The sequence below is a fragment of the Kitasatospora sp. NPDC092039 genome (genome assembly GCF_044756065.1).
GTDB lineage: Bacteria > Actinomycetota > Actinomycetes > Streptomycetales > Streptomycetaceae > Kitasatospora.
In genome coordinates this window covers 1-22,997 of the sequence record NZ_JBIVSD010000017.1, presented here as the reverse complement: position 1 = coordinate 22,997, position 22,997 = coordinate 1, and the positions used below count along the sequence as shown (strand labels likewise).

Here is a 22,997-nt window from a genome sequence, read left to right as displayed (position 1 = left end):
TCGAAAGGCACTGGTCGCGGTCCGGAGTTCCACCCCGGGCCGCGACCAGGCTAGGACGTGTCAGACGCCCTCGACGTCAGGCCACCGAGGGCAGCGGCGGTTCGACCGCCAGCGGCGCGGTGGCGCGGGCCCGGTGCTGGTCGGCCCAGGAGACCAGGGCCACCGTGCAGGCGTGGTCCAGGTGGCGCAGCCCGGACCAGTCCAGCTCCACCGGCCGGTCCCCCGGCAGCCGTTCCAGGGTGTCCAGCAGCCGGGGCAGCCGCAGGAAGGTGGCGTTGCCGCTCAGCCGCACCCGGTGCAGCGGCTCCCCGCCCGGCCGCGCCCGCTCCTCCACCGTGATCTGCAGCTGCGAGGTCTGCCAGGCCGACTTGGCCACCGCCAGGCCGACGCCGACCAGCACCCCTTCGAACAGGTCGGTGGCGATGATCGCGCCCGCCGTCACCACCAGCACCAGCGCCTCGCCCAGGTGCCCGCGGCACAGCGCGACGATCCGGCGCAGCGGCACCAGCTTGGCGCCGGCGTGCACCAGGACGGCGGCCAGCGCGGTGAGCGGGACGAGCCCGAGCGCGCCCGGCAGCAGCGCGGTGAACAGCAGCAGCCAGCCGCCGTGCAGCACCCGCGAGGCCCTGGTGCGCGCGCCGGCCTGGACGTTGGTCGCGCTGCGCACGATCACCGCGGTCATCGGCAGCGCGCCGAGCAGCCCGCAGACGGCGTTGCCGACGCCCTGGGCGGTGAGCTCGCGGTCGTAGTCGGTGCGCGAGCCGTGGTGCATCCGGTCGACGGCGGCGGCGCTGAACAGCGTCTCGGCGGAGGCGATCAGGGTGAAGGCGATGACGGTGCCGAGCCCGGCGGTGCCGACCAGGGAGGCCAGCGAGTCGCGGTCGGGCAGGTGCACCACGTCGAGCAGCCCGGCCACCCGGACCCGGGCCACCGGCAGGTCGGCGGCGGCGGTGACGGCGGCGGCCAGTCCGACGGCGGCCAGCGGGGCGGGGACGGCGCGGGCGGCGCGCTCCGGCAGGTACTTCCAGCCGACCAGGACCAGCAGGGTGCCGAGGCCGAGGGCGACCGCGCTCGGGGTCTCGGCGGCGGTCAGCACGTCGTGCAGCAGGTCGGGCAGTCCGGCGATCTTCTGCGGCCCGGTGGCGGGGGCGCGGCGGTCGGCGAGCGCGTAGAGCTGGCCGAACACCAGGGTCAGTCCGATGCCGGCCAGCATGCCGTGCACCACCGAGGCGGACATCGCCCGGAACCAGCGGCCGAGCCGCAGGGCGCCCATCGCGAGTTGGAGCAGGCCGGTGCAGAGCACCAGCAGGCCGAGCGCGCCGACGCCGAAGCGCTGGACGGCGTCGGCGACCAGGACGGTCAGCCCGGCGGCGGGCCCGCTGACCTGGAGGCTGCTGCCGGGCAGCAGGCCGGCCACCAGGCCGCCGACGATCCCGGTGACCAGCCCGAGTTCGGCGGGGACGCCGGAGGCGACGGCCACCCCCACGCAGAGCGGGAGGGCGACCAGGAACACCACGAGTGAGGCCGGCAGGTCATGCCGCCAGGGGACGGCGCGCAGGGCCGCGGCCGGGGTGCGGGGCCGGCCCGGCGGGCCGTGCTTGCGGAGGAGGCCCGGCGGGCTCTCGCTCCGGTGGGACGGCGGGTTCGGCGGGTTCACCCGGTCACCGCCAGGGACCGGTCGGGGGTGCAGCAGCGCATGGGGACGTTCCTTCCGCGCGCCCGCCGCTGCGGGCGCACCGTTGCGGGGCGGGGAGCAGGAGCAGGGGGGAACGGGACAGGGGACCGCGGAGGGGCGGCGACAGCGGTACGGCCGTGGGTCCGGCTCGAGCGGAGCGCGGCGGCGGGTGTCGGGTCGGTGCGGCCGGGGGGCGTCCCTCGCTCGGGTGCGGCGGACCGGGCGCGCTGGTCCTGGACGGGGCCGCCGGCGGAGTTCCCCCGCTCCTCGACGCCCCCAACCACCCCTGCCGCAGCCTCAGTTGGACGTCACGGGCCCGGCGTGCCACCGACGGTACCCAGTGCGGCGGGGCGGCCCCACACCCCGCACCGTCCCTTCACCCGTGCTGCACACCGGCTGCGCTTCCCGGCGCGGAACGTCCGCTTCCCCGGGCACACCAGCACGAACGCCGTCCGGGCGTACGAATCCGGGCCGCTCAGGCCTCCCCTCCCAGGCGTCCACATTCTGTTGAAGTCCCCTTGACGGCCCGCCAGGCCCCGGCCTACCGTACTTCCACATACAGAAAGCATTCTTCCGTATGGTGGAATTCGCGAGATGAGCCCTCCGAGCCACTGCGGGCCGACGCAGGAGAGATCCGATGCCCCGTATGACAGCCGCCCGCGCGGCCGTGGAGATCCTGAAGATGGAGGGCGTGGACGTCGCGTTCGGCGTGCCCGGCGCGGCCATCAACCCCTTCTACGCCGCGCTCCAGGCCTCCGGCGGGATCCGGCACACCCTGGCCCGGCACGTCGAGGGCGCCTCCCACATGGCCGAGGGCTACACCCGCGCCAGGGCCGGCAACATCGGGGTCTGCGTGGGCACCTCCGGGCCGGCCGGAACCGACATGATCACCGGCCTGTACTCGGCGATCGCCGACTCCGTCCCGATCCTCTGCATCACCGGCCAGGCGCCCGTCGCCCGACTGCACAAGGAGGACTTCCAGGCCGTCGACATCGCCTCGATCGCACGGCCCGTCACCAAGGCCGCCACCACCGTGCTGGAGGCCGCGCAGGTCCCCGGGGTGTTCCAGCAGGCCTTCCACCTGATGCGCTCCGGCCGCCCCGGCCCGGTGCTGGTCGACCTGCCGGTCGACGTCCAGCTGACCGAGATCGAGTTCGACCCGGAGGCCTACCAGCCGCTGCCGGTGCACAAGCCCGCCGCCAACCGCGTCCAAGTCGAGAAGGCCGTCGCCCTGCTCCAGCACTCCGAGCGCCCGCTGATCGTGGCGGGGGGCGGCGTCATCAACGCCGACGCCTCCGAACTGCTGCTGGAGTTCGCCGAGTTGACCGGCGTCCCGGTGGTCCCCACACTGATGGGCTGGGGCGTCGTCCCGGACGACCACGAGCTGAACGCCGGGCTGGTCGGCCTCCAGACCTCCCACCGCTACGGCAACGAGACCTTCCTCGCCTCCGACTTCGTCCTCGGCATCGGCAACCGCTGGGCCAACCGCCACACCGGCGGCCTGGACGTCTACACCGCGGGCCGCACCTTCGTCCACATCGACATCGAACCCACCCAGCTCGGCCGGATCTTCGCCCCGGACCTCGGCATCGCCTCCGACGCCAAGGCCGCCCTGGAACTCCTCGTCGAGGTGGCGCGCGAACTGCGGGCCGCCGGCACGCTCAGGGACCGCGGCTCCTGGGCCGCCTCCGTCCAGGAGCGCAGGGCCCGGCTCCAGCGCCGCACCCACTTCGACGACGTGCCGATCAAGCCCCAGCGGGTGTACGAGGAGATGAACAGGGCCTTCGGCCCGGAGACCCGCTACGTCACCACCATCGGGCTGTCCCAGATCGCCGGCGCGCAGCTGCTGCACGTCTACCGGCCGCGGCACTGGATCAACTGCGGCCAGGCCGGCCCGCTCGGCTGGACCGTCCCGGCCGCCCTGGGCGTCGCCACCGCCGACCCCGGGGCCCAGGTCGTCGCGCTCTCCGGCGACTACGACTTCCAGTTCATGATCGAGGAGCTGGCGGTCGGCGCCCAGCACCGCATCCCGTACGTCCACGTGCTGGTGAACAACTCCTACCTGGGGCTGATCCGCCAGGCGCAGCGCGCCTTCGACATCGACTTCCAGGTCAAGCTGGAGTTCGAGAACGTCAACGCGCCGGAGCTGGGCGCCTACGGCGTGGACCACGTCAAGGTCGTCGAGGGCCTGGGCTGCAAGGCGATCCGGGTCACCGAACCGGCGGGCCTGCTGCCGGCCTTCGAGGAGGCGAAGAAGCTGGCCGCCGAGTTCCGCGTCCCCGTCGTGGTCGAGGCGATCCTGGAGCGGGTCACCGACATCTCGATGGGCGCCGCCGACATCGACGAGGTCACCGAGTTCGAGGAGCTCGCCACCCGCCCGGAGCACGCCCCGACGGCGATCAGGCCGCTGGTGCCCTGACCGGTCGCGCGCACCGGTCGCGCGGGCGCGCACGCGAGGCTCCGTACGCCCCCGCGCGGCCGGAACACCGGCACGCCGACCACGGTTGATCCCGTCGCGGCCGCTACCGTGGCCCCGGAAGAGGCCCGGCCCGACGACTTTCCGAAAGGACCACCACCGTGAGCCTGTACGACATCCCGCTGCGCACCCTCGCCGGCGCGCCCACCTCGCTCGCCGAGTACAAGGGCAAGGCGCTGCTGATCGTCAACGTCGCCTCCAAGTGCGGCCTGACCCCGCAGTACGAGGGCCTGGAGCGGCTCCAGCAGCGGTACGCCGGGCGCGGGTTCACCGTGCTGGGCTTCCCCTGCAACCAGTTCGCCGGGCAGGAGCCGGGCAGCGCCGAGGAGATCCGGACCTTCTGCTCCACCACCTACGGGGTGACCTTCCCGCTGTTCGAGAAGATCGACGTCAACGGGGAGGACCGGCACCCGCTGTACGCCCGGCTGACCGAGGTCGCCGACGACGAGGGCCAGGCCGGGGACGTCACCTGGAACTTCGAGAAGTTCCTGGTCTCCCCGGACGGCACCGTCGCCGCCCGCCTGCGTCCGGGCGTCGACCCGGAGGCCCCCGAGCTGATCACCGCCCTCGAAGCCGTGCTCCCGGCCTGACACCACCGCCACCGCCGGACGACCCGGAGCGCACCCCGCGCTCCGGGTCGTCGCGCGTCCGCCGGGCGCCGCCTCCCGGGGCGGTCGGCGGATCCGCGAAACCGGACCTTGATCTCAAGTCGACTTGAGGTTCTAGTCTCCCTGGTGCGCGGCCGGAGCGGCCGCGAAACCCGCCCCGATCCCCGGGAGAGCCACCGCCATGACCACCACCGCCCCCGCCGCCGCGGACTTCGCCGCCCTGGAGCAGCGCGTCCGGGTCCTCACCGACCGCGCCGACCTCACCGGTCTCATCGACGGCTACCTGCTCAGCCTCGACACGGTGCCGCACGGCGGCGGACGGTTCGACGAGGCCTGGGCACGGCGCTACTTCACCCCCGACGTGCGGATCACCTCGCCGGTGGGGCAGCACGAGGGGATCGACGGACTGGCCGAGTCCGAGCAGGCCACCCTTGGGAAGTTCGAGCGCACCCAGCACGTGGGCGCCAACTACATGATCGACCTGGACGGGGACCGGGCCACGGTGCGCTGGAACGCCCTGATGACCCACGTCCACCTCGCCTCGACCCAGCGGGCGCGGGGCGAGGAGCCCGGCGGCCACTTCGACGTCGGCGGCACGTTCACCGGCGAGGCGGTGCGCACCCCCGACGGCTGGCGCCTGCGCAGCCTGGACGTGCGGGCCGTGTGGACGAACGGGAAGGGCCCGCTCGTCCTGACCGCGAAGGCCGAGGAGACCCTGCGCGACCTCGCGGGCGGGGCGTGACGGCGGCCGGAGCCGGCCCGATGTTGCGGACATGCTCAGCGCGCACCTAGCGTGAGTACCCGTCGACCCCCTTCCCGCGGAGAGGACCGCCTTGATCACTCGTCACCTCAGGACCGCCGCCCGAGCGCTGCTCGCGGCCGGCCTGCTCGTCACCGGCGCGCTCGTCGGCGCACCGCCCTCCGCCGCGGCCGCCGCGGCACCGACGGCCCTGACCGCCTCCGACTACACCCTCACCGCGGACTACCACCGGTTCGACACGCTCAACTCCGCGCTCGTCACCGCCCTCGGCACCTCCGCCGTGCACACGGTGATGGAGAACGCCAACCACGACCGGCAGGCGCTCCCCTCGTCCTTCTCCGTCAACGGCCTGTCCACCGGCTTCCGGTTCGACGACGGCGACGACTCCGACTGCCAGAGCGTCCCGCAGGGCATCACCACGAGCCGGGACGCCGTGGGGACCGCGAACAGCGGCAACTACGACGGCCACCAGCTCGTCCTGGTGAGCTGGTACACCACGGACGGCTGCGGCGGCGCCCAGCAGCGCAGCCGGATCACCCTGGTCGACTGGGACGCCACCTACCCCAACACCTACCGCAAGATCCTCCTGGTGGAGCCGACCGGCACCGCGGCGGCGCCGGACTTCAAGGACATCCCGATCCACGCCGGCGGCGTCTCCTGGTACGGCGACTACCTCTACGTCGCCGACACCGGGAGCGGCATGCGCGTCTTCGACATGCGCAAGATCCTCAACACCGACACCGGCGGCACCGCCGACCAGATCGGCCGCCAGTCCGGCTCCGTCTACTACGCCCACAACTACGCCTACGTGCTGCCCCAGGTCGGCACGGTCACCTCCCACGCGCCGTCCGGCAAGGGCCTGGTGTGGTCGTCGGTCTCCCTCGACCGGGTCAGCAAGTCGATCGTGATGACGGAGTACACCTGCCAGGCGGACTGCACCAAGTACCCCAACCGCCCGCCGCGGGCGGTGCGCTTCCCGTTCGCCTCGGGGGCGACGACCTTCGCCGCGACGACGACCGCCGCCCAGGCCCTCCAGCTGCCCTGGTACAACCTCAACGGCGTGGCCTCCCACAACGGCCGCTGGTGGTTCAACTCCTCACGGCAGAAGCAGCTCTACTACTGGACCCCGACCGCCGGCCCCGCCACCTTCCCCTGGGTGGGCGGCGGCGAGAGCCTCTCCTACTGGGAGGACGCCACCGCCGCCGACCTGCTGTGGTCGCTGCAGGAGACCACGGGCGGACGCAACGTCTTCGCGGTCACCCAGGCCACCTACGGCGGCGGCTGAGCACCCGCCCGCCGATCAGAGCCCACGGCCCGGGGCCGCGACACCGTCCGCTGCGGATGGCGCCGCGGCCCCGGGCCGTCCGCTTCCCCCGCGCGGCTCCCGCGCGAGGTCACAGCAACAGCCGGGTGCCCGGCGGCAGTTCGCCGTCCCGGGCGGCGTCGTGGAGGTGCGCCAGCAGGGTGGTGCGCAGCGCCTCCGCCGCGCGGGTGAGCGGCACCTCCTGACCGTGGGCGACGGCGATGGTGCGGCCCAGGCCCGGCCCGGCGAACGCGGTGACCGCCAGGCCGGAGCGGGCGGCCACCATGCCGGGGACGACGGCGGGCCCGAGGCCGGCCCGGACGAAGCCCAGCACGGCGTCCATCTCGCCGCCCTCCACCGCGAACTCCGGCTCGAACCCGGCCGCCTGGCAGGCCGCCAGGGTCGCCTCGCGGATGTCGTAGCCCTCCCGGAACATCACCAGCGGCCGGCCCTCCAGCTCCGCCACCCGGACCCTGCGCCGGGCCCGCCGCTCGGCCGCGACCAGCACCAGCTCCTCGTGCAGCAGCTCGGTGACCGCCAGGGCGGGCGCCTGCTCGCCGCTCGGCCGGGTGATGATCAGCGCGAGGTCCAGCTCCCCCGCTCCCAGCCAGCCGACCAGGTCGCGCGAGCCGCCCTCGCGGACCACCAGGGTCACCCCCGGGTAGCGGTCCCGGAACACCCGCAGCACGTCCGGCACCAGGCTGGTGCACAGGCTCGGCGGGGCGCCCAGCCGCACCCGGCCGCGGCGCAGCTGGACCGTCTCCTGGACGGCCAGCCGGGCGCTCTCGGTGTCGGCGAGGATGCGCCGGGCCAGCGGTAGCAGGGCGTCCCCGGCGTCGGTCAGCGCGATGTTGCCCCGCGCGCGGTGGAACAGTTCGGCGCCCAACTCCCGTTCCAGAGCCCGGATCTGCTGCGAGAGCGACGGCTGGGCGACGTGCGCCGCCTCGGCCGCCCGGGTGAAGTGCCGGGTCTCGGCGACGGCCAGGAAGTAGCGGAGTTGTTGGAGCTGCACAGGGCCAGGATAGGCCGCTTCGATAGCCGACACCTATCGTCGTGAGCCGCATCATGTCTTGGACGCACCCCGGCCCCCGCCCCTAGCGTTGCTGCCATGACAACCGCGACTCGGACGGCCCGGCACCCGTCCACCCTGGCGACCCTGTGGCGGTCCACTGTCGGCAAGAAGGCGGTCATGGCCGTCACCGGACTGGTCATGCTGCTGTACCTGGTCGCGCACATGCTGGGGAACCTCAAGGTGTTCGCCGGCCCGGACGACATCAACGGCTACGCGGCCTGGCTGCGCACCATCGGACAGCCCTTCCTGGGCCACGAGTGGTTCCTGTGGATCGCCCGGGCCGGCCTGCTGGCCGCGGTGGTGCTGCACGGCGTGTCCGCGTACCAGCTCAGCCGCCGCGACCTCGCGGCCCGCCCGAGCGGGTACGTGCACAAGCGCCGCCGCGCGAGCTACGCGACCCGCACCATGCGCTGGGGCGGGGTGATCCTGGCGCTGTTCATCGTCTGGCACGTCCTCGACCTCACCACGCTGACCGTGAACCCGGCCGCCGAGCACGGCCACCCGTACCAGAACGTCGTGGCCTCCTTCGGCCGCTGGTACGTCGACGTGTTCTACGTCGTCGCGATGCTGGCCGTCGGCCTGCACATCCGGCACGGGTTCTGGAGCGCCGCCCAGACCCTCGGTGCCAACAACGCCCGCCGCGACCGGGCGCTCAAGCTGATCGCGAACGGACTGGCCCTGGTGCTGACGGTCGGCTTCCTGTCCGTCCCCGTCGCCGTGATGACCGGAGTGGTGAAGTGAGCTACCTGGATTACACCGTCGGCGAGCCGGTGGCCGACGCCAAGGCCCCCGCCGGCCCGATCGAACAGCGCTGGGACCAGCGGCGGTTCGACGCCAGGCTGGTCAACCCGGCCAACCGGCGCAAGCACACCGTGATCGTGGTCGGCACCGGCCTGGCCGGCGGCGCGGCCGGCGCCACCCTGGCCGAACAGGGCTACCACGTCGTCCAGTTCTGCTTCCAGGACTCCCCCCGGCGCGCCCACTCGATCGCCGCCCAGGGCGGCATCAACGCGGCCAAGAACTACCGCAACGACGGCGACTCGGTCCGCCGGCTGTTCTACGACACCGTCAAGGGCGGCGACTTCCGCGCCCGCGAGTCCAACGTGCACCGGCTGGCCCAGGTCTCGGTGGAGATCATCGACCAGTGCGTCGCCCAGGGCGTGCCCTTCGCCCGCGAGTACGGCGGCCTGCTGGACACCCGCTCCTTCGGCGGCGTCCAGGTGTCCCGGACCTTCTACGCCCGCGGCCAGACCGGCCAGCAGCTGCTGCTCGGCGCCTACCAGGCGCTCTCCCGGCAGGTCGCCGCCGGGAACGTGGAACTGCACCCGCGCACCGAGATGCTCGACCTGCTGGTGGTCGACGGCCGGGCCCGCGGCATCGTCGCCCGGGACCTGGTCACCGGGGAGATCCGCTCCTACACGGCCGACGCCGTGGTGCTCGCCACCGGCGGCTACGGCAACGTGTTCTACCTCTCCACCAACGCCAAGAACTCCAACGCCACCGCGATCTGGCGGGCGCACCGGCGCGGCGCGTACTTCGCCAACCCGTGCTTCACCCAGATCCACCCGACCTGCATCCCGCGCTCGGGCGACCACCAGTCCAAGCTCACCCTGATGAGCGAGTCGCTGCGCAACGACGGCCGGATCTGGGTGCCCAAGGCCCAGGGCGACACCCGGCCGCCGGCCGAGATCCCCGAGGAGGAGCGGGACTACTACCTGGAGCGGATCTACCCCGCCTTCGGCAACCTGGTGCCGCGCGACATCGCCTCCCGGGCCGCCAAGAACGTCTGCGACGAGGGCCGCGGCGTCGGCCCCGGCGGCCAGGGCGTCTACCTGGACTTCGCCGACGCGATCCGCCGGATGGGCCGGGAGGCCGTCGAGGCCAGGTACGGCAACCTGTTCGAGATGTACGAGCGGATCACCGCCGAGGACCCGTACCGGGTGCCGATGCGGATCTACCCGGCGATCCACTACACGATGGGCGGGCTCTGGGTCGACTACGACCTGCAGACCACCGTGCCCGGCCTGTTCGCCATCGGGGAGGCCAACTTCTCCGACCACGGCGCCAACCGGCTCGGTGCCAGCGCGCTGATGCAGGGCCTGGCCGACGGCTACTTCGTGCTGCCGCCCACCGTCAACGACTACCTGGCCCGCCACCCGCTGCCGGCCGTGCCCGCCGACCACCCGGTGCTCGCCGAGGCGGAGGCCGAGGTCGAGGACCGGCTCAACCTGATCCTCGCGGTGGACGGCGACCGCACCCCGGACTCCTTCCACCGCGAGCTCGGCGAACTGCTCTGGGACGAGTGCGGGATGGCCCGCGACGCGGCCGGGCTCACCCGGGCGCTGGAGCGGATCCCGCGGCTGCGCGAGGAGTTCTGGCGCCGGATCAGGGTCCCCGGCACCGGGCAGGAGCTCAACCAGTCGCTGGAGAAGGCCAACCGGCTGGTCGACTACTTCGAGCTGGCCGAGCTGATGTGCCTGGACGCGCTGCACCGCGCCGAGTCCTGCGGCGGCCACTTCCGCACCGAGAGCCAGACCCCGGAGGGCGAGGCCGCCCGCCGCGACGAGGAGTTCTCCTACGCCGCCGCCTGGGAGTTCACCGGCACCGGCGAGGCACCCGTCCTCCACCGCGAGGACCTCGCCTTCGAGTACGTCCACCCCACCCAGCGGAGCTACGCATGAACCTCACCCTGCGCATCTGGCGCCAGGCGGGCCCGGACGCACCCGGCTCGATGACCACCTACCGGGTCAACGGGATCAGCCCGGACATGTCCTTCCTGGAGATGCTGGACACCCTCAACGAGGAGCTGATCACCCGCGGCGACCAGCCGGTCGCCTTCGACCACGACTGCCGCGAGGGCATCTGCGGCGCCTGCGGCATGGTCATCAACGGCCAGGCGCACGGCCCCGAGCGCACCACCACCTGCCAGCTGCACATGCGGCACTTCCAGGACGGCGACACCATCGACGTCGAGCCCTGGCGGGCGGCCGCCTTCCCGGTGGTCAAGGACCTGGTGGTGGACCGCTCGGCCTTCGACCGGATCATCGGCTCCGGCGGCTACATCACCGCGCCCACCGGCAGCGCGCCCGAGGCGCACGCCACGCCCGTCCCCAAGGAGGCCGCCGACACCGCCTTCGAGCACGCCGAGTGCATCGGCTGCGGCGCCTGTGTGGCGGCCTGCCCGAACGGCTCGGCGATGCTCTTCACCTCCGCCAAGGTGGTGCACCTCAACGTGCTGCCGCAGGGCGCGCCGGAGCGCTCCGCCCGGGTGCGGAACATGGTCTCGGCCATGGACGCCGAGGGCTTCGGCGGCTGCACCAACACCGGCGAGTGCGCCACCGCCTGCCCCAAGGGCATCCCGCTGCCCAGCATCGCGGCGATGAACCGGGAGTTCCTGCGGGCCGCCCGCGGCTGACGACTCCCCTCCCCCCGGTACCGTCCGCCCCCGGACGGTCGGCCCCCGCTCTGGTGCTCAGGCGGGGGCCGGCGTCCCTCCGGCGGGGCGTGCGACGGGAGTTCGCGCTCCCCGTACGGGTGGCGGATCGCCGCGGGCGGTGCTTCCTGACGGAGAATCGCGCTACGGTGGTGCTCCGCTACGGAGGGACGGCATATGCCCGAGGTTCAGTCCTGTTCCGGTTGCGGCGGGTCCGGGGGGACCCAGAAGACCGAGGCAACGGTCGAACTGGACGAGGAAGGAAGCATGGTGCCCAGCGTCCACACCTTCTGGTCGCCCTGCGGTCGGTGCCACGGATCCGGGACGGTGATCGTCGGATGAGGTTCGTCTTCGAGTGCGTCGAGTGCGGTGGGCACTACCTGCCGCCCGAGGAGATGGTGTACCCGGACGGGCCGGCCTCGCCGGTCTGGTGCACCGACTGCCAGGGCGCCAAGCGCGCGGCCGGCGTCCGGGAGGACCCGCTGCTCGCCCGGATCGCGCTGGCCGCCGCCCGGGCCGCGCTGGCCGGGCGGGCCGCCGAGGCGGCCGAGCAGCCGGCCCGCTTCGACGTCCGCCCGTCCCGCCCGCCGCTGTCCCGCCGGTCCCGGCCCGGCCCCGGCGTGGTGCGCAGCAGGCTGGGCTGACCTCCCGGGCGCCGTCGGCGGTCAGGCCGGGACGGCCCGGCCGAGGGCGGTGGCGAGGGCACCGTCCACGGCGGCGCGCAGCTCGGTGTCGTCCTGCTCGGTCCAGGCTCCGGCGAGGTGGCCGTCGGGGCGGACGAGGGCTGCGCGCAGGCCCTCCCAGCCGGCGCGGGGCCGGACGGGGACGCCGTGGTGCACGGTCACGTGGTCCCGGGCCCGGTCGGCCAGCACACCGCCGGCCGTGAGGTCGAGCAGCAGGTAGGCGTCCGCCCGCAGCAGTGCGAACAGGTCGGTGCCCGGGTCGGTTCCGGTGCCCGTCCCGGTGAAGGTGAGGCCCGGGGCGCGGGTGCCGGTCAGCGGGTGGGCGGCGGGTCCGCCGCCGGGGTAGGCGACGTCGAGTCCGCTGAGCCGCCCGGCCAGCACCTCGCCGAACTCCTTGGAGCGCGGAACGAGCCGGCTGAGCAGGTCCCGCAGGGCCAGGCCCTCGGGGGTGAAGGCGTGGAACAGGTGGGTCTGCGCGCGGCTGTGCTCCACCAGCTGCTCGCCGACCGGGTGCCGGTCGGTGTGGTAGGTGTCCAGCAGCCCCTCGGCCGCCCAGCCGTTGACGGTCGCGGCCAGCTTCCAGCCGAGGTTGGAGGCGTCCTGGACGCCCACGTTCATGCCGACGCCGCCGGCCGGGTAGTGCTGGTGGGCGGCGTCGCCCGCGAGGACGACCCGGCCGCGCCGGTACCGCTCGGCCAGCCGGGTGGCGTTGCCGAAGCGGGAGAGCCAGGACGGGTCGTGCAGGCCGAAGTCCTCGCCGGCGATGGCGGCGGTCCTGCGCCGCAGCTCCTCCAGGGTGAGGTCGCCGGGCCACTGGGTGGTCGCGCTGTCGGGGTCGGCCCCGACGATGCGCCAGCGTCCGCCCGGCAGCGGCACGACCATCAGTCCGCCCCGCTCGTTGAAGCGGTTGAAGCCGGGCGGCGGCGGGGTGGCGAGGCGGACGTCGCCGAGCCAGCCGAGGTAGCCGGAAGGCGTGCCGGGGAAGCCGATGCCGGCGGCCTCGCGCACGGTGCTGCGGGTGCCGTCGCAGCCGGCGAGGTAGTCGGCCCGGACGTCGTACGGGCCCTGCGGCCCCTCGACCCGTACGGTCACCGAGTCCGGCCGCTCGGTGAACCCGGTGACCCGGTGGCCGCGCCGGATCCCGGCACCGAGGCCGAGGGCGTACTCCTCGAGCAGTTCCTCGGTCCGGGCCTGGGGGATGAAGAGGGTGTACGGGTGCGGGGTGTCCAGGGCCGAGAAGTCGAGCCGGTCGGGGAGGTTGGCGAAGTGGCCGGTGGAGATCTTCAGGGCCTCCGCCAGGAAGCGCCGGTGCACCCCGCGCGAGGCCAGCACCTCGATGGTGCGGGGGTGCACGGTGAGCGCCTTGGAGCGCTGGTCGACCTCGGTGCGCTGCTCGACGACCGTCACGCCGACGCCGTTCAGGCGCAGTTCGGCGGCGAGCCAGAGCCCGACCGGTCCGCCTCCGGCGATGACGACCTGCTGCGTTTCCATGCGACTGCCTCCCATGTGGAGCGGTGCCCGGGCATCCGGGCGCGACGACTTCTCGGTCAGTGACCTAGAAGCTGGGATCCAGTAAACTCGGTCAGTGACCAAGAGGCAATCCGGCGACCGGCTCGACCCGGCCGCAGTGACACGCGCAGGCCTGGAACTCCTGGACGAGAAGGGCCTGGAGGCGGTGACCACCAGAGCGGTCGCCGACCGTCTCGGCGTGCGCATGAGCACCGTGCAGTGGCACGTGAAGACCAGGGCCCGGATGGTGGAGCTGATGGCGGACGCCGTCTTCGGCGAGATCCCGCTCACCGGACTGCCGCCCGCGCCCGAGGAACGGGTCCGCGAACTGGCCCGCCGCTGCCGCCGCGCCCTGCTGTCCCACCGCGACGGCGCCGCGCTGGTGGTGGGCACCTACGCGGCCGAGCCGCACACCCTGCGCTTCGCCGAACTACTGGTCGGCGCGCTGCTCGACGGCGGCAGGGACGGCCGCGAGGCCTCCTGGACGGCGTGGACGCTGACCTACTTCACCCTCGGCCTGGTCCAGGAGGAGCAGGCCGCCGCCGGCGACCACCCGTGGGGCGACGCCCTCGGCGACGCCGTCTCCGCGGCCACCCACCCCGCCCTCCACAGCACGCTCCGGCACCTCGCGCCGGACTCGTTCGACGAGCGTTTCGAGTTCGGGGTGTCGGCGATCCTCCGGCGAGCGTGACGGACATCCGCGACGAACACCCGGGCCGACAGCCCGGGCCGACCGCCCGGGCCGCGCGGCCCGCCGCGCCGCGGACCAGGCCGGGGCACCCGCCGCCACTCGGGCAGGGGGGCCGGGTCCGCCAAGGCCCGGCCACCGTCGTCCCGGCGGGCCAGGTCCGGTGCGGGTGGGTCCGGGGCAAGCCGAGCTGACTAGTCGTCATCCCGAAGGGTGGTTTGGATCCTGGAAATGACGCGAAGTCAAGCCTGCAGTGCCGCAAACGACTTGTGCCGGAGACGGTGCACTGGTTCATTGGTCGTCGCGCGTTCCGCAGTCCCGGGGGAGCACCCATGCAGCCGACCGATCCCACCCACCCCACCGACCCCGGCCGGACCGGCCGTGTCCCGTACGTTCCACGGCCGCCCGGCGGGCCGCCGACACCGCCCCCGGTCGGTCCGGCGCCGCCCGTCGCCCCGCCGACGGCCTACTCCGGCGCCTCCGCCGACAGCTCGGCCACCATCCGGGTCGCCGTCACCAACCGCATCCTCTGGGTCGGGCAGGCGGCCTACCCGTTGGCCAACGTCGCCCGGGTCGGCACCACCCTGATCGTGCCCGGCCGGCGCCGCGCGCTCCTACGGCTGCTCGCCTTCACCCTGGCCGTCCTGGTGGTCGCGTTCGCGATCTCCCAGGCCACCCGGAGCTCGTCGGGCCTGTACGACAGCGGTTCGTCCTCGGGCTCCGGGGCCGGCCCGGTCATCAGCGCGGTGCTCACCGTGGCGGTCTACTTCCTGATCTTCACGTGGCCGGTGCTGCGCCGCCCCGACCTCCACGTGCTGACCGTGGACACGGCAGGGCCGCCGACCGCGGTGCTGGCCTGGCTCGTCCCGCAGCCCGCCCTCGAGCTCCAGGCGGCCATCACCCGCGCGATCGAGAACCCGCAGGCCGAGTTCCAGCAGCTCGTCCAGAGCATCACTGTCGACCTGAGGCAGTACCAGTTCGGCGACAGCGTCAACATCTACGGCGGCCAGGGGAACACGGGGGTCAGCAAGTGAACGACGACCAGCGTCCGGACGTGCAGTACGGCGACCGTGTCACGATCCACGGCGGCAGCGGGAACATCGGCATCCAGCACAACAACGGCCCGGGCGCCGAGGCCCTGCCGCCGGAGGTCGTCGCACTGTTCGCCCGGCTCGCCGCGGTGGTCACCGAGCTGGCCCGGGACGGCCGGCTCCCGGAGGCCGACCGGCAGAGCCTCTCGGAGGCCCTGCCGGTGCTGACCAGCCCCGCCGCCGAGGAGCCGAGGAGCCGGCGCAACACCCTGCTCCTGCTGGCCGGTGTGGCCCAGAGCCTCGGCGAGGCCGCGGCGCCCGCGCTGGGCCTGGCGAACCAGCTCCTCGCCCTGCTCAGCGGCTGACCGCAGCGGCGTGGGCCGCTGCCCGGGGCCGGGTGGCGGGCCACACCGCCCGGCCCGTCTCGGCGAGGAAGCGTTCCCCTCGCGGGTTTCCGGCGCAACCACCGTGGCCGGAGTGCCTCCGGGCCCTCAGAACAGCGCCTCCTGGGTGTCCGGCTCCGGCGGGCGCACCCGCTCCTGGAGGACGAGGCCCGCGGAGGCCCGGCCGGTGACCGGGCTGAGCGTCCAGCCGGTGAGCATCCGGGTGTCCAGCAGCAGCGGGCCGGAGCCGTCCGCCTGGTCCAGGAAGAGGTGCCGGCCCACCGGCGGCCGCAGCCGGCCCGCGACCACCGCGCCGTCGGCCAGTGCGGCGATCTCCCGGTACGCCTCCGGGGCGCCGCCCGCCAGGCCGTAGCGCTCGACGTGGTCGACCACCGGGCGGTCGGCGAGCAGCTCCAGGGCGTGGCCGTCCAGCAGCCGGTGCGCCTGGGCACGGGCCTCGCCGAGCACCCTACGGCGGTGCTCGGCGTCGCCGTGCGACCACCACTGCTCCGTCTTGAGCCGGGACTTGAACCGCTCGCGGGCCAGGCCCGAGGCGGCGACGGTGAGTTCGGCGCGCCGGATCGCCGGCAGGGCGCCGCGGGCGGTGAACGCGTAGGCCAGCGCGCCCTGTTCGAGCAGCCGGCTGTCGCCGCGCTGCTCGGCGGTCAGGCCGACCTTGAGTAGGCCCTCGCCGAACCAGGCGAGGTAGAGCAGATAGGTGCGGCCGTCGTCGAGGATCTGGTCCCGGGCGAGGGCGAGGCCGCGGTCCACGCTCTGGCAGGCCGGGCACTGCGTCGCGCCGCCGTCGGGGTCGACCACCGCGTGGTGCGGGCAGGGCGTGCGCTCCGCCGCCCCGGCGAGCCAGGCGCCGACGCAGCGGCGCGGGCCGCCCAGCAGCCAGCCGACCTCCGCCCCGGGCGTCACGGCGCGCTCGTGCACCTGGGCGCCGCGGGCGGCCCCGAGCACGGCGCGGCCGTCCCGCCAGCTCAGCCCGGTGGAGATCCAGCCGCCCGGGGCGGCCTGCTGCTGCGGGGGGATCGTCACGTCGCTCCTTACCGTCGGTGACCCTCCAGACTACCCGGCGCCACTGACAGCAGACAGGGTCGCCCGAACGAGCATGTTCGGCGATATCATCAGGCGGGATGCGGGACGCATGCCCAGTCCTGCTCGTCTCTACGCGAGAGGCCCTGAGGCACCGAGCGAATTCGTCAGCACCCGGCGTGAGAACGGCGTGCCCGGCCTCCTCGGGGCCACCGTCCGAGCAGCCCACGCCGCCGATTCCGGCGCCAGCACACCGACGTCCGGGCCTGGCGACCGCGTGGGAAGCCGATCAGATCGACTTCCCACGCCGGTACCTGCTCAGCAGCGCTTGCCCATGGACACGCGGAATCTTTACCAGAGGACCCTCGCACGTCCCTCGCTGTTGAACCCGAGACCGTGTCGATAGATCTCAGGCACCCAGTAACGTCCGTCAGCCCCCTTGCTGAACACTCCGAAAGCGACTAGCAGGTCCGCATCCGCGACAGTCAGTTCGACTTGTTCCAGCTCGAACGGAACTAGAACCGAGTGGCCGAGTCCCTGCATGTGGGTCAGGAGTCGGCCGATCTCCGTGTCCTCTTCGCCCACTGAAGTGATCTTGTTACTGCTGCATTCGAGCAGGGCCTTGCGCATAGCCGTGGGAACGAGCACCCGATCGTCCACCGTGTCGTTGTACTGCTCTGAATTCTTGGCAGCCGTTGCGAGGAACATGACTACGTCACGTGCCTGGACCTGGCCCTTGAAGTCCCCAAGCGCCGCTGGTACCCACATGTGGGAGCGCGCCTCGCGAGACTTCGCGCTACCCATCTTCCAGCCCCATAGCTGAGTGAGACTGTTGATCAAATCCTCCTCCGAGAGATCTGTGATCCCGGAGAGCGGTACGGGTGTGGGCAGCGCTTCGGCGTGTGCGGCCACCCAGAGAGCAAGGCGTAGCGCCTCCACCTTGCTCCAGTGCAATGCGTAGTGAGCGTACCTGCTGAGGAGCTGGGCGTTGTTCTGCCGAACCGCTCCAATGACAAGGTCACGCCGCACAAACACCACGAGCCCGAAGGGCCGACCACGCAGCGAACGGAGCCATCCCAGGACATCGATCAGGAGAACCCGCAACGCGGTGCGCTTGGTCTCGCTGTCCAGGTTCTGCAGGAGGTCTTCGAGACCGTCGATGACGAAGACGGCCTTGGCCCGTCGGCCGAGATCGATCAAGGCTTCTTCCGACCTCCGCTGTTCCGACGTCTCCAGCCCGCAGGCCACGGCCAGACAGTCCAGCCACAGACTCCGCCATCCGAGCTCATCCAGACCGTCCGGCCTACCCAGACCGACCTTCAGTCTGTCCTTGACACTTGATGCGATCGCTTCCTGTCGCGGTCCGTCGCCGTACTTCGACGCGAAGTCATCACGCAGGTCCTGCGGCTCAAGGTCCCCATACTCCAGGTTCGTCGATTCCAGAACGGGCACGATGGGCGCTTCGACCGTGACGCCTTTGATGCCCGACTGCGCCGCGAACGTCTGCCAGCTCCGAGCCGCACACGCCTTCGCGTACATGAAAGTCTTTCCGGCGCCCTTCGCCCCCACCACGAGAGCCTGCGGAAGCTCGGTCCGGTGGTCGGCAAGGAGACGGCGAAGAGGTTCCGTGACGAGAAAGCCGCCAGCCGAGGAGAGTCCGCTCTGCTCTGCATAGACGAGGTTCTCGGCGGTCCGAGCAAGGTTGCGCCGCAACTGGCCATATTCCACTGCCGCCCCAGGCACAGGCCCGGCGGTGACACGGGGGACGGGGGACGGCAGCAAGGATTCCAACCCATCGGCAACCCCACACGATGAAATCACTTCCAGCACCGCGTCCCAGGATGAAGGCAGAGCGAGTAGCTCCTCCCTGAAGGGGCTCAGCACCGGCTGGGCGAGCAACGCAGCATCGACGGATTCCGTCTCGTCCTCGTCAGCCCCTTCTGGCACTCGGAGCGCACCTGCCAAGGCCGCCGAGAGCAGACTGCGCGCAGCTTCGGCCTGGACAGTGTGAGCATCCATCCGGTACTGGGTGACGACGACCGACGTTGCAGGGTCAACACCCTGAACAGTGGGCGCCTTTCCACCGAGCTGCTTGATCATCATCTCGGTGCCGACAAGCGACTGATGACTTAGCGTAGTGACGAAGACGCGTTGCACTCGCGGGTCGAGGAGCACCGGCGCAGAGAGCTCGGAAGCACCGGCCCTGAGGTCGATGACGACCGTGTCCACTCCGAGTCGGGCTCCCAGAGCAGCCAGAGCCTCCGTCACGAAATACACGGACCGCACGGGGGAAAGTAGGTCCGCCGGCTCGATCCGGGGTGGAGTCAGCGTCACCCGTCGGCTCGACGGCATAATCGTGAGGCTCCCGCCACTCGCGTAGTGACCGGCCTGCTGGTTGGGCAGGTAAGCGGCCGCGATGTCGACCGCTGCCGCAGGGTCACCATTATCCCCCCCCTGTAGCAGGGTAATGAAGTCCTCGTATGTGAAGTCGCACTGCCCACCCTGCTCTTTGTGCATCCAAGTGATGCCGGGAGCTTCCAGGTCGGCGTCGATCAGTAGAACCTTTCCGCCGCTCCGCGCCAGCCTGTCCGCGACCGCAACAGCATGAACGGTGCGACCGACACCCCCCTTGAAGGAGTGGAAGGCCATAAGCTGCACATCTCCGGAATACCCCGGAAGTTCGGGCCGCTGCAGGGGTTCGGCCAACTCGCGCGTAATGTGCTTCTCCCGAAGCAACGGGACACGCCGCCTTCCCGCGCCGCGCTGATCGGCGTCCACAGTGATTTCGACCCGCAATCCGGTGAACTCGGAACTCCGAGGGTCGTCAAGGCCGAGCAACAGGTCGCCGTCGACCCACCCCGCCGACCCGGTACCGAATGCGTCGTCCAGCCAGCCCTTCACCGTTTCCGTTTCGACCTTGGTACTGGTGACCAGTTCCAGACAGTCCCACCAGCTGTCCGTGGCAACGAGCCATTCAGGCCATTGCCTCGCCAGAGCCAATCTCGCCAAATGCTCATCCACATTGACCCAGGTGAAGAGGCGACCAGGAGGAACGATTCCACTGTCCATGATCTCCAGCTTTCCATGTTCTGCCATGAGTCGGTCCCCCTCAGTCCTGCTCGCACCATGAAATGAGGTCGTCCAGCAGGTCCCGGGCCCTTTTCTCGTCCTCGACGTGCAGTTTCACACCATAACGCCAGGCCTGGTGCAGATCGGCCAGGGCCACGTTCACGCCTGAACTCCCGGCAGCGCGGCAGTTCTTCATCCCCTTCAGAGCTGTTCCCAGATGCGGTGGCATGCCCAGGTCCCGCGCCAGCTTCCAGAGGTCGTGTGTCGGCTCGAGGTGCGACGTGTCCCGAAGACCCCGGCGTGCCAGCACCCTCTCCTTCAGCGCGCACTCCGCCGCATAGAAGAGGAGAAGACAGGATGTGACCGTGTCCCCGCCGTCAGCAACCTTGCCCGCACTGACCCGTAGCTGCAACCGCCGCCTGCGGAGCGCAGCCACCCCCACCTGAAGCACCATGTCGCACATCATGGCACCGCAGCTCAGCTGAATGGTACCGATGCAATTAAAAGCTCGAAGGAGACTACTTTTTGATTGGCCAGCGGGCCGCTCGACCCTGTCCCTCACCACCCACCGACATGCGGCACTCATGGTTGCAGGGCTGGTCCGAGGCTTGGCCGGGCGGGGTGTTCACGTTCTATTGTGGCGGGCGCGGTCGGCGGTGCGCCCGGGAGGCGGTGCGCCCGGGAGGCGGTGCCGCGCGGCCGCGGTCGGCGCGAGGCGAATGGGGTGGGCGGACGGTGTCGGGGCGGCGGAGCAGCGGGGTGCTGGCGATCTGGGCGGAGGCGCAGCGACAGCAGCAGCGCCGGGAGGAGGCCCGGTGGCGCGCCGAGGCGGCGGAGCAGCGCCGCCGGGAGCGGGAGCAGCGCGAGGCGCAGAAGGCGGCGGTCCGCGGCGAGCGCGAGGCGCAGCGCGCCTACCAGCAGTCACGGGAGGCGGAGGCGGCCCGGCGGACGGCCGAACTGGACGCCCGGGTGGAGGAGTTGAGGGGGCTGCTGGCCGCCGGGCTGGCCGCTCCGGCGTTCGGTCCGCAGGCCCTGCTGGCGCCGCGGGCGGTGCCGTCGTTCGACCCGGGCCCGCTGGGCGAGCCGGTGCCGATGCCGGACCAGTCCGAGGCGCGGTACTTCGTGCCGCCGCCGGACCCGGTCCAGGCCCGCAACCCGGGGGTGCGTCAGCAGTACGAGCGGTACCTGGCCCAGGCCCGGGCCCGGTTCGAGCAGGACTGGTACGCCGCACAGGCCCGGGAGGCCGACCGGCAGCACCGGCTGGCCGCGTACCACCAGGAGTACCTGACGCACGTCGAGCAGTCCCGCCGGCAGCAGGAGGAGCTGGCCGCCCGGACCGAGGAGTTGCTGCGCCGGCTGCGGGCGGGTGAGCCGGAGGCGGTGCAGGAGTACTTCACGGCCGGCCTGTACGCCTCGGCGGCCTGGCCGGAGGGCTTCCCGCACCGGCTGGTGGCGGCGTTCGACGCCGGGAGCCGCCAGCTGGTGGTGGACTGGGAGCTGCCCGGGCCGGACGTGGTGCCGGCCGCCGCCCGGGTGCGGTACGTGAAGTCGGACGACCGCGAGGCCGAGGTGGCCCGGTCGGCGACGGAGCGCAAGGCGCTGTACCGGGAGGTGCTGGCGCAGTCGGCGCTGCGGGTGGCGGCGGAGCTGTTCCGGGCGGACCGGGACGGGCTGCTGGACTCGGTGGTGCTGAACGGCTTCGTGCTCGGCATCGACCCGGCGACCGGCCGGGAGGCCGAGCGCTTCGTGTCCACCCTGACCGCGACCCGGGCCGGTTTCGCCGCGCTGGCGCTGGACCGGGTGGCGCCGGTGGAGTGCTTCCAGGGCCTGGGCGGCCGGCTGTCGGCGCGCCCGGAGCGGCTGGACGAGGTGCGGCCGGACCGGCGGCCGGAGAGCGTCGGCGGGAGCATGGCCGGGCACGGCGGCGAGGACGAGCCGGACCTGTTCGAGATGGACCCGCTGGAGTTCGAGGACCTGATCGCCGAGCTGTTCCGGCTGCGCGGCTTCAAGGTGATGACCACGGCCCGCAGCGGCGACGTCGGGGTGGACGTGGTGGCCGAGGACCTGGACCCGGTGACCGGCGGCAGGATCGTGATCCAGGCGAAGCGCTACAAGAAGACCGTCCCGCCGACGGCGGTGCGGGACCTGGAGTCCACCGTCCGCCACCACGGCGCCATCAAGGGCATCCTGGTCACCACCGCGGGCTTCGGCCGCGGCTCGTACAGCTACATCGAGGGCAAGCCGCTGACCCTGGTGAGCGGCCCGGAGCTGGTCGCGCTGCTCGCCGAGCAGGGCCTGCGCGGCCGGCTCGGCGGGGGCTCCGCCGCCGCCCCGGCCGCGGCCGAAGCGCCCGCGGAGCCGGGCGGGACCGCCCTGACGGTGAGCTGGCGGAGCCGGACGGCCGGCGGGGACGCGGTGGAGCTGGACGTGACCGCCTTCCTGTGCGGTCCCGGCGGCCGGGTGCTGAGCGACGAGCACTTCGTGTTCTTCAACAGCCCGCAGGACCCGGACGGCGCCGTCCGGCTGCATCCGACCCGGTCGGTGCCGGGCGAACCGACCCGGGCGGCCCGGCTGGCCCTGGACCTGCACCGGCTGCCGGCCGCCGTCGAGGAGGTGGTGGTCGCCGTCTCGACCGAGGAGGAGGAGCGTCCGGCGCTGCCGCTCGGCTACGTGCACGGGCTGGCCCTCGCCGCCGCGTACGGGCCGGGGGCGGGCGGTCCGGCCGCCTGGACGGGCCCGACGGGCGGGGTGCCGGACAGCGCGATGCTGCTCGGGGCGTTCCGCCGGGCGGCCGGCGGATGGGAGTTCAGCCCGTCCGGGCGGACGGTGGCCGACGGCCTGGCCGGGCTGGCGGCGGCCTTCGGCGTGGCGGTCGAGTAGGCGGTTCGGCCCGGGCCCGACCCAGGTCCGGGCCTGGTCCGGCCCGGGACTCGTCCAGGAGCGGCCCGGATCTGGACCAGGAGCGGCTCGGGACCTGGGACCTCAGGGTTCGGGTCATACCTGAGGAGGAGAGAGCCCCCGCCGCCCCGCCGGGTCGGCGGGGGTCGACCAGCCGTGCGGCATACGCATCGCGTTCGAACAGCTTGGGATGATGGAACGGAGTTGAACATTCCGTTAGTTCGTTCCAGGAGTCCACGTGACGTTCCCCGCAACCGCCGTCCGCACCGGCCGGGCGGCCGCCCGAGCCACCGGCCTGAACAAGGTCTACGGGGAGGGGGAGACCCGCGTCGTCGCCCTCGACAACGTCAGCGTGGTCTTCCCCCAGG

Annotated in this window: 18 protein-coding genes and 1 pseudogene; 13 read left to right on the top strand and 6 right to left on the bottom strand. The window is 72.6% G+C overall.

The window, feature by feature from the left end:
* Window positions 1–76 precede the first annotated feature (76 nt).
* Window positions 77–1,558: a SulP family inorganic anion transporter gene (locus ACIQI7_RS28540; protein ID WP_401115670.1), complete on the bottom strand. Its 1,482-nt coding sequence runs from the start codon at window positions 1,556–1,558 to the stop codon at window positions 77–79.
* A gap of 754 nt (window positions 1,559–2,312) precedes the next feature.
* Between ACIQI7_RS28540 and gcl the strand changes: the two genes are divergently transcribed.
* From gcl to ACIQI7_RS28520, 4 genes are all read left to right on the top strand, one after another.
* On the top strand, window positions 2,313–4,094 hold the full coding sequence (gene gcl, locus ACIQI7_RS28535; RefSeq protein WP_401115175.1) for a glyoxylate carboligase: 1,782 nt from the start codon (window positions 2,313–2,315) through the stop codon (window positions 4,092–4,094).
* 158 nt (window positions 4,095–4,252) lie between these two features.
* Window positions 4,253–4,741: a glutathione peroxidase gene (locus ACIQI7_RS28530; RefSeq protein WP_401115173.1), complete on the top strand. Its 489-nt coding sequence runs from the start codon at window positions 4,253–4,255 to the stop codon at window positions 4,739–4,741.
* A 199-nt stretch (window positions 4,742–4,940) separates the two neighbouring features.
* Window positions 4,941–5,501, top strand: coding sequence for a nuclear transport factor 2 family protein (locus tag ACIQI7_RS28525; RefSeq protein ID WP_401115170.1), 561 nt, complete (start codon window positions 4,941–4,943; stop codon window positions 5,499–5,501).
* A 91-nt stretch (window positions 5,502–5,592) separates the two neighbouring features.
* A complete protein-coding gene (locus ACIQI7_RS28520; protein ID WP_401115167.1) occupies window positions 5,593–6,804 on the top strand; it encodes a hypothetical protein in 1,212 nt (403 codons plus the stop codon).
* A 109-nt stretch (window positions 6,805–6,913) separates the two neighbouring features.
* On the opposite strand, the gene ACIQI7_RS28515 is transcribed toward ACIQI7_RS28520, so the two are convergent.
* On the bottom strand, window positions 6,914–7,834 hold the full coding sequence (locus tag ACIQI7_RS28515; RefSeq protein ID WP_401115165.1) for a LysR family transcriptional regulator: 921 nt from the start codon (window positions 7,832–7,834) through the stop codon (window positions 6,914–6,916).
* Between the two features lie 96 nt (window positions 7,835–7,930).
* Here ACIQI7_RS28515 and ACIQI7_RS28510 point away from each other — a divergent pair, with 96 nt between their 5' ends.
* The 4 genes from ACIQI7_RS28510 to ACIQI7_RS28495 all read left to right on the top strand — a co-directional run bounded on the left by ACIQI7_RS28510 (window position 7,931) and on the right by ACIQI7_RS28495 (window position 11,971).
* Window positions 7,931–8,635 (top strand): succinate dehydrogenase cytochrome b subunit, encoded by a 705-nt coding sequence (locus ACIQI7_RS28510; protein WP_387755055.1) that lies wholly within the window; start codon window positions 7,931–7,933, stop codon window positions 8,633–8,635.
* Complete coding sequence (locus ACIQI7_RS28505) at window positions 8,632–10,575, top strand: fumarate reductase/succinate dehydrogenase flavoprotein subunit (RefSeq protein WP_401115161.1); 1,944 nt, start codon at window positions 8,632–8,634, stop codon at window positions 10,573–10,575. The genes ACIQI7_RS28510 and ACIQI7_RS28505 overlap by 4 nt, the downstream gene beginning before the upstream one ends.
* Window positions 10,572–11,309, top strand: a complete 738-nt coding sequence (locus tag ACIQI7_RS28500; RefSeq protein WP_401115159.1) for a succinate dehydrogenase/fumarate reductase iron-sulfur subunit — start codon at window positions 10,572–10,574, stop codon at window positions 11,307–11,309. The genes ACIQI7_RS28505 and ACIQI7_RS28500 overlap by 4 nt, the downstream gene beginning before the upstream one ends.
* Window positions 11,310–11,665: 356 nt before the next feature.
* Complete coding sequence (locus ACIQI7_RS28495) at window positions 11,666–11,971, top strand: hypothetical protein (protein WP_401115156.1); 306 nt, start codon at window positions 11,666–11,668, stop codon at window positions 11,969–11,971.
* A 21-nt stretch (window positions 11,972–11,992) separates the two neighbouring features.
* On the opposite strand, the gene ACIQI7_RS28490 is transcribed toward ACIQI7_RS28495, so the two are convergent.
* The gene (locus ACIQI7_RS28490) at window positions 11,993–13,501 is read right to left on the bottom strand and encodes an FAD-dependent monooxygenase (protein ID WP_401115154.1); all 1,509 of its coding nucleotides are present in this window, start codon (window positions 13,499–13,501) and stop codon (window positions 11,993–11,995) included.
* A 94-nt stretch (window positions 13,502–13,595) separates the two neighbouring features.
* Here ACIQI7_RS28490 and ACIQI7_RS28485 point away from each other — a divergent pair, with 94 nt between their 5' ends.
* From ACIQI7_RS28485 to ACIQI7_RS28475, 3 genes are all read left to right on the top strand, one after another.
* Window positions 13,596–14,210 (top strand): TetR/AcrR family transcriptional regulator C-terminal domain-containing protein, encoded by a 615-nt coding sequence (locus ACIQI7_RS28485; protein ID WP_401115151.1) that lies wholly within the window; start codon window positions 13,596–13,598, stop codon window positions 14,208–14,210.
* Window positions 14,211–14,539: 329 nt separating this feature from the next.
* Window positions 14,540–15,241: a DUF6232 family protein gene (locus tag ACIQI7_RS28480; RefSeq protein WP_401115148.1), complete on the top strand. Its 702-nt coding sequence runs from the start codon at window positions 14,540–14,542 to the stop codon at window positions 15,239–15,241.
* Entirely contained in the window at window positions 15,238–15,603 is a 366-nt protein-coding gene (locus tag ACIQI7_RS28475) for a hypothetical protein (RefSeq protein ID WP_401115146.1), read from the top strand. The genes ACIQI7_RS28480 and ACIQI7_RS28475 overlap by 4 nt, the downstream gene beginning before the upstream one ends.
* A 126-nt stretch (window positions 15,604–15,729) precedes the next feature.
* On the opposite strand, the gene ACIQI7_RS28470 is transcribed toward ACIQI7_RS28475, so the two are convergent.
* The 3 genes from ACIQI7_RS28470 to ACIQI7_RS28460 all read right to left on the bottom strand — a co-directional run bounded on the left by ACIQI7_RS28470 (window position 15,730) and on the right by ACIQI7_RS28460 (window position 20,185).
* Window positions 15,730–16,665 carry a DUF2797 domain-containing protein gene (locus tag ACIQI7_RS28470; protein ID WP_401115143.1) on the bottom strand — a complete coding sequence of 312 codons (936 nt, stop codon included), beginning with the start codon at window positions 16,663–16,665 and terminating at the stop codon, window positions 15,730–15,732.
* A 348-nt stretch (window positions 16,666–17,013) separates the two neighbouring features.
* Window positions 17,014–19,758 carry a KGGVGR-motif variant AAA ATPase gene (locus tag ACIQI7_RS28465; protein WP_401115140.1) on the bottom strand — a complete coding sequence of 915 codons (2,745 nt, stop codon included), beginning with the start codon at window positions 19,756–19,758 and terminating at the stop codon, window positions 17,014–17,016.
* Between the two features lie 13 nt (window positions 19,759–19,771).
* On the bottom strand, window positions 19,772–20,185 hold the full coding sequence (locus ACIQI7_RS28460; RefSeq protein ID WP_401115138.1) for a hypothetical protein: 414 nt from the start codon (window positions 20,183–20,185) through the stop codon (window positions 19,772–19,774).
* Window positions 20,186–20,490: 305 nt separating this feature from the next.
* Between ACIQI7_RS28460 and ACIQI7_RS28455 the strand changes: the two genes are divergently transcribed.
* Window positions 20,491–22,611, top strand: a complete 2,121-nt coding sequence (locus ACIQI7_RS28455; RefSeq protein WP_401115135.1) for a restriction endonuclease — start codon at window positions 20,491–20,493, stop codon at window positions 22,609–22,611.
* 256 nt (window positions 22,612–22,867) lie between these two features.
* Window positions 22,868–22,997, top strand: a pseudogene (locus ACIQI7_RS28450) (ABC transporter ATP-binding protein); the annotation flags it as partial.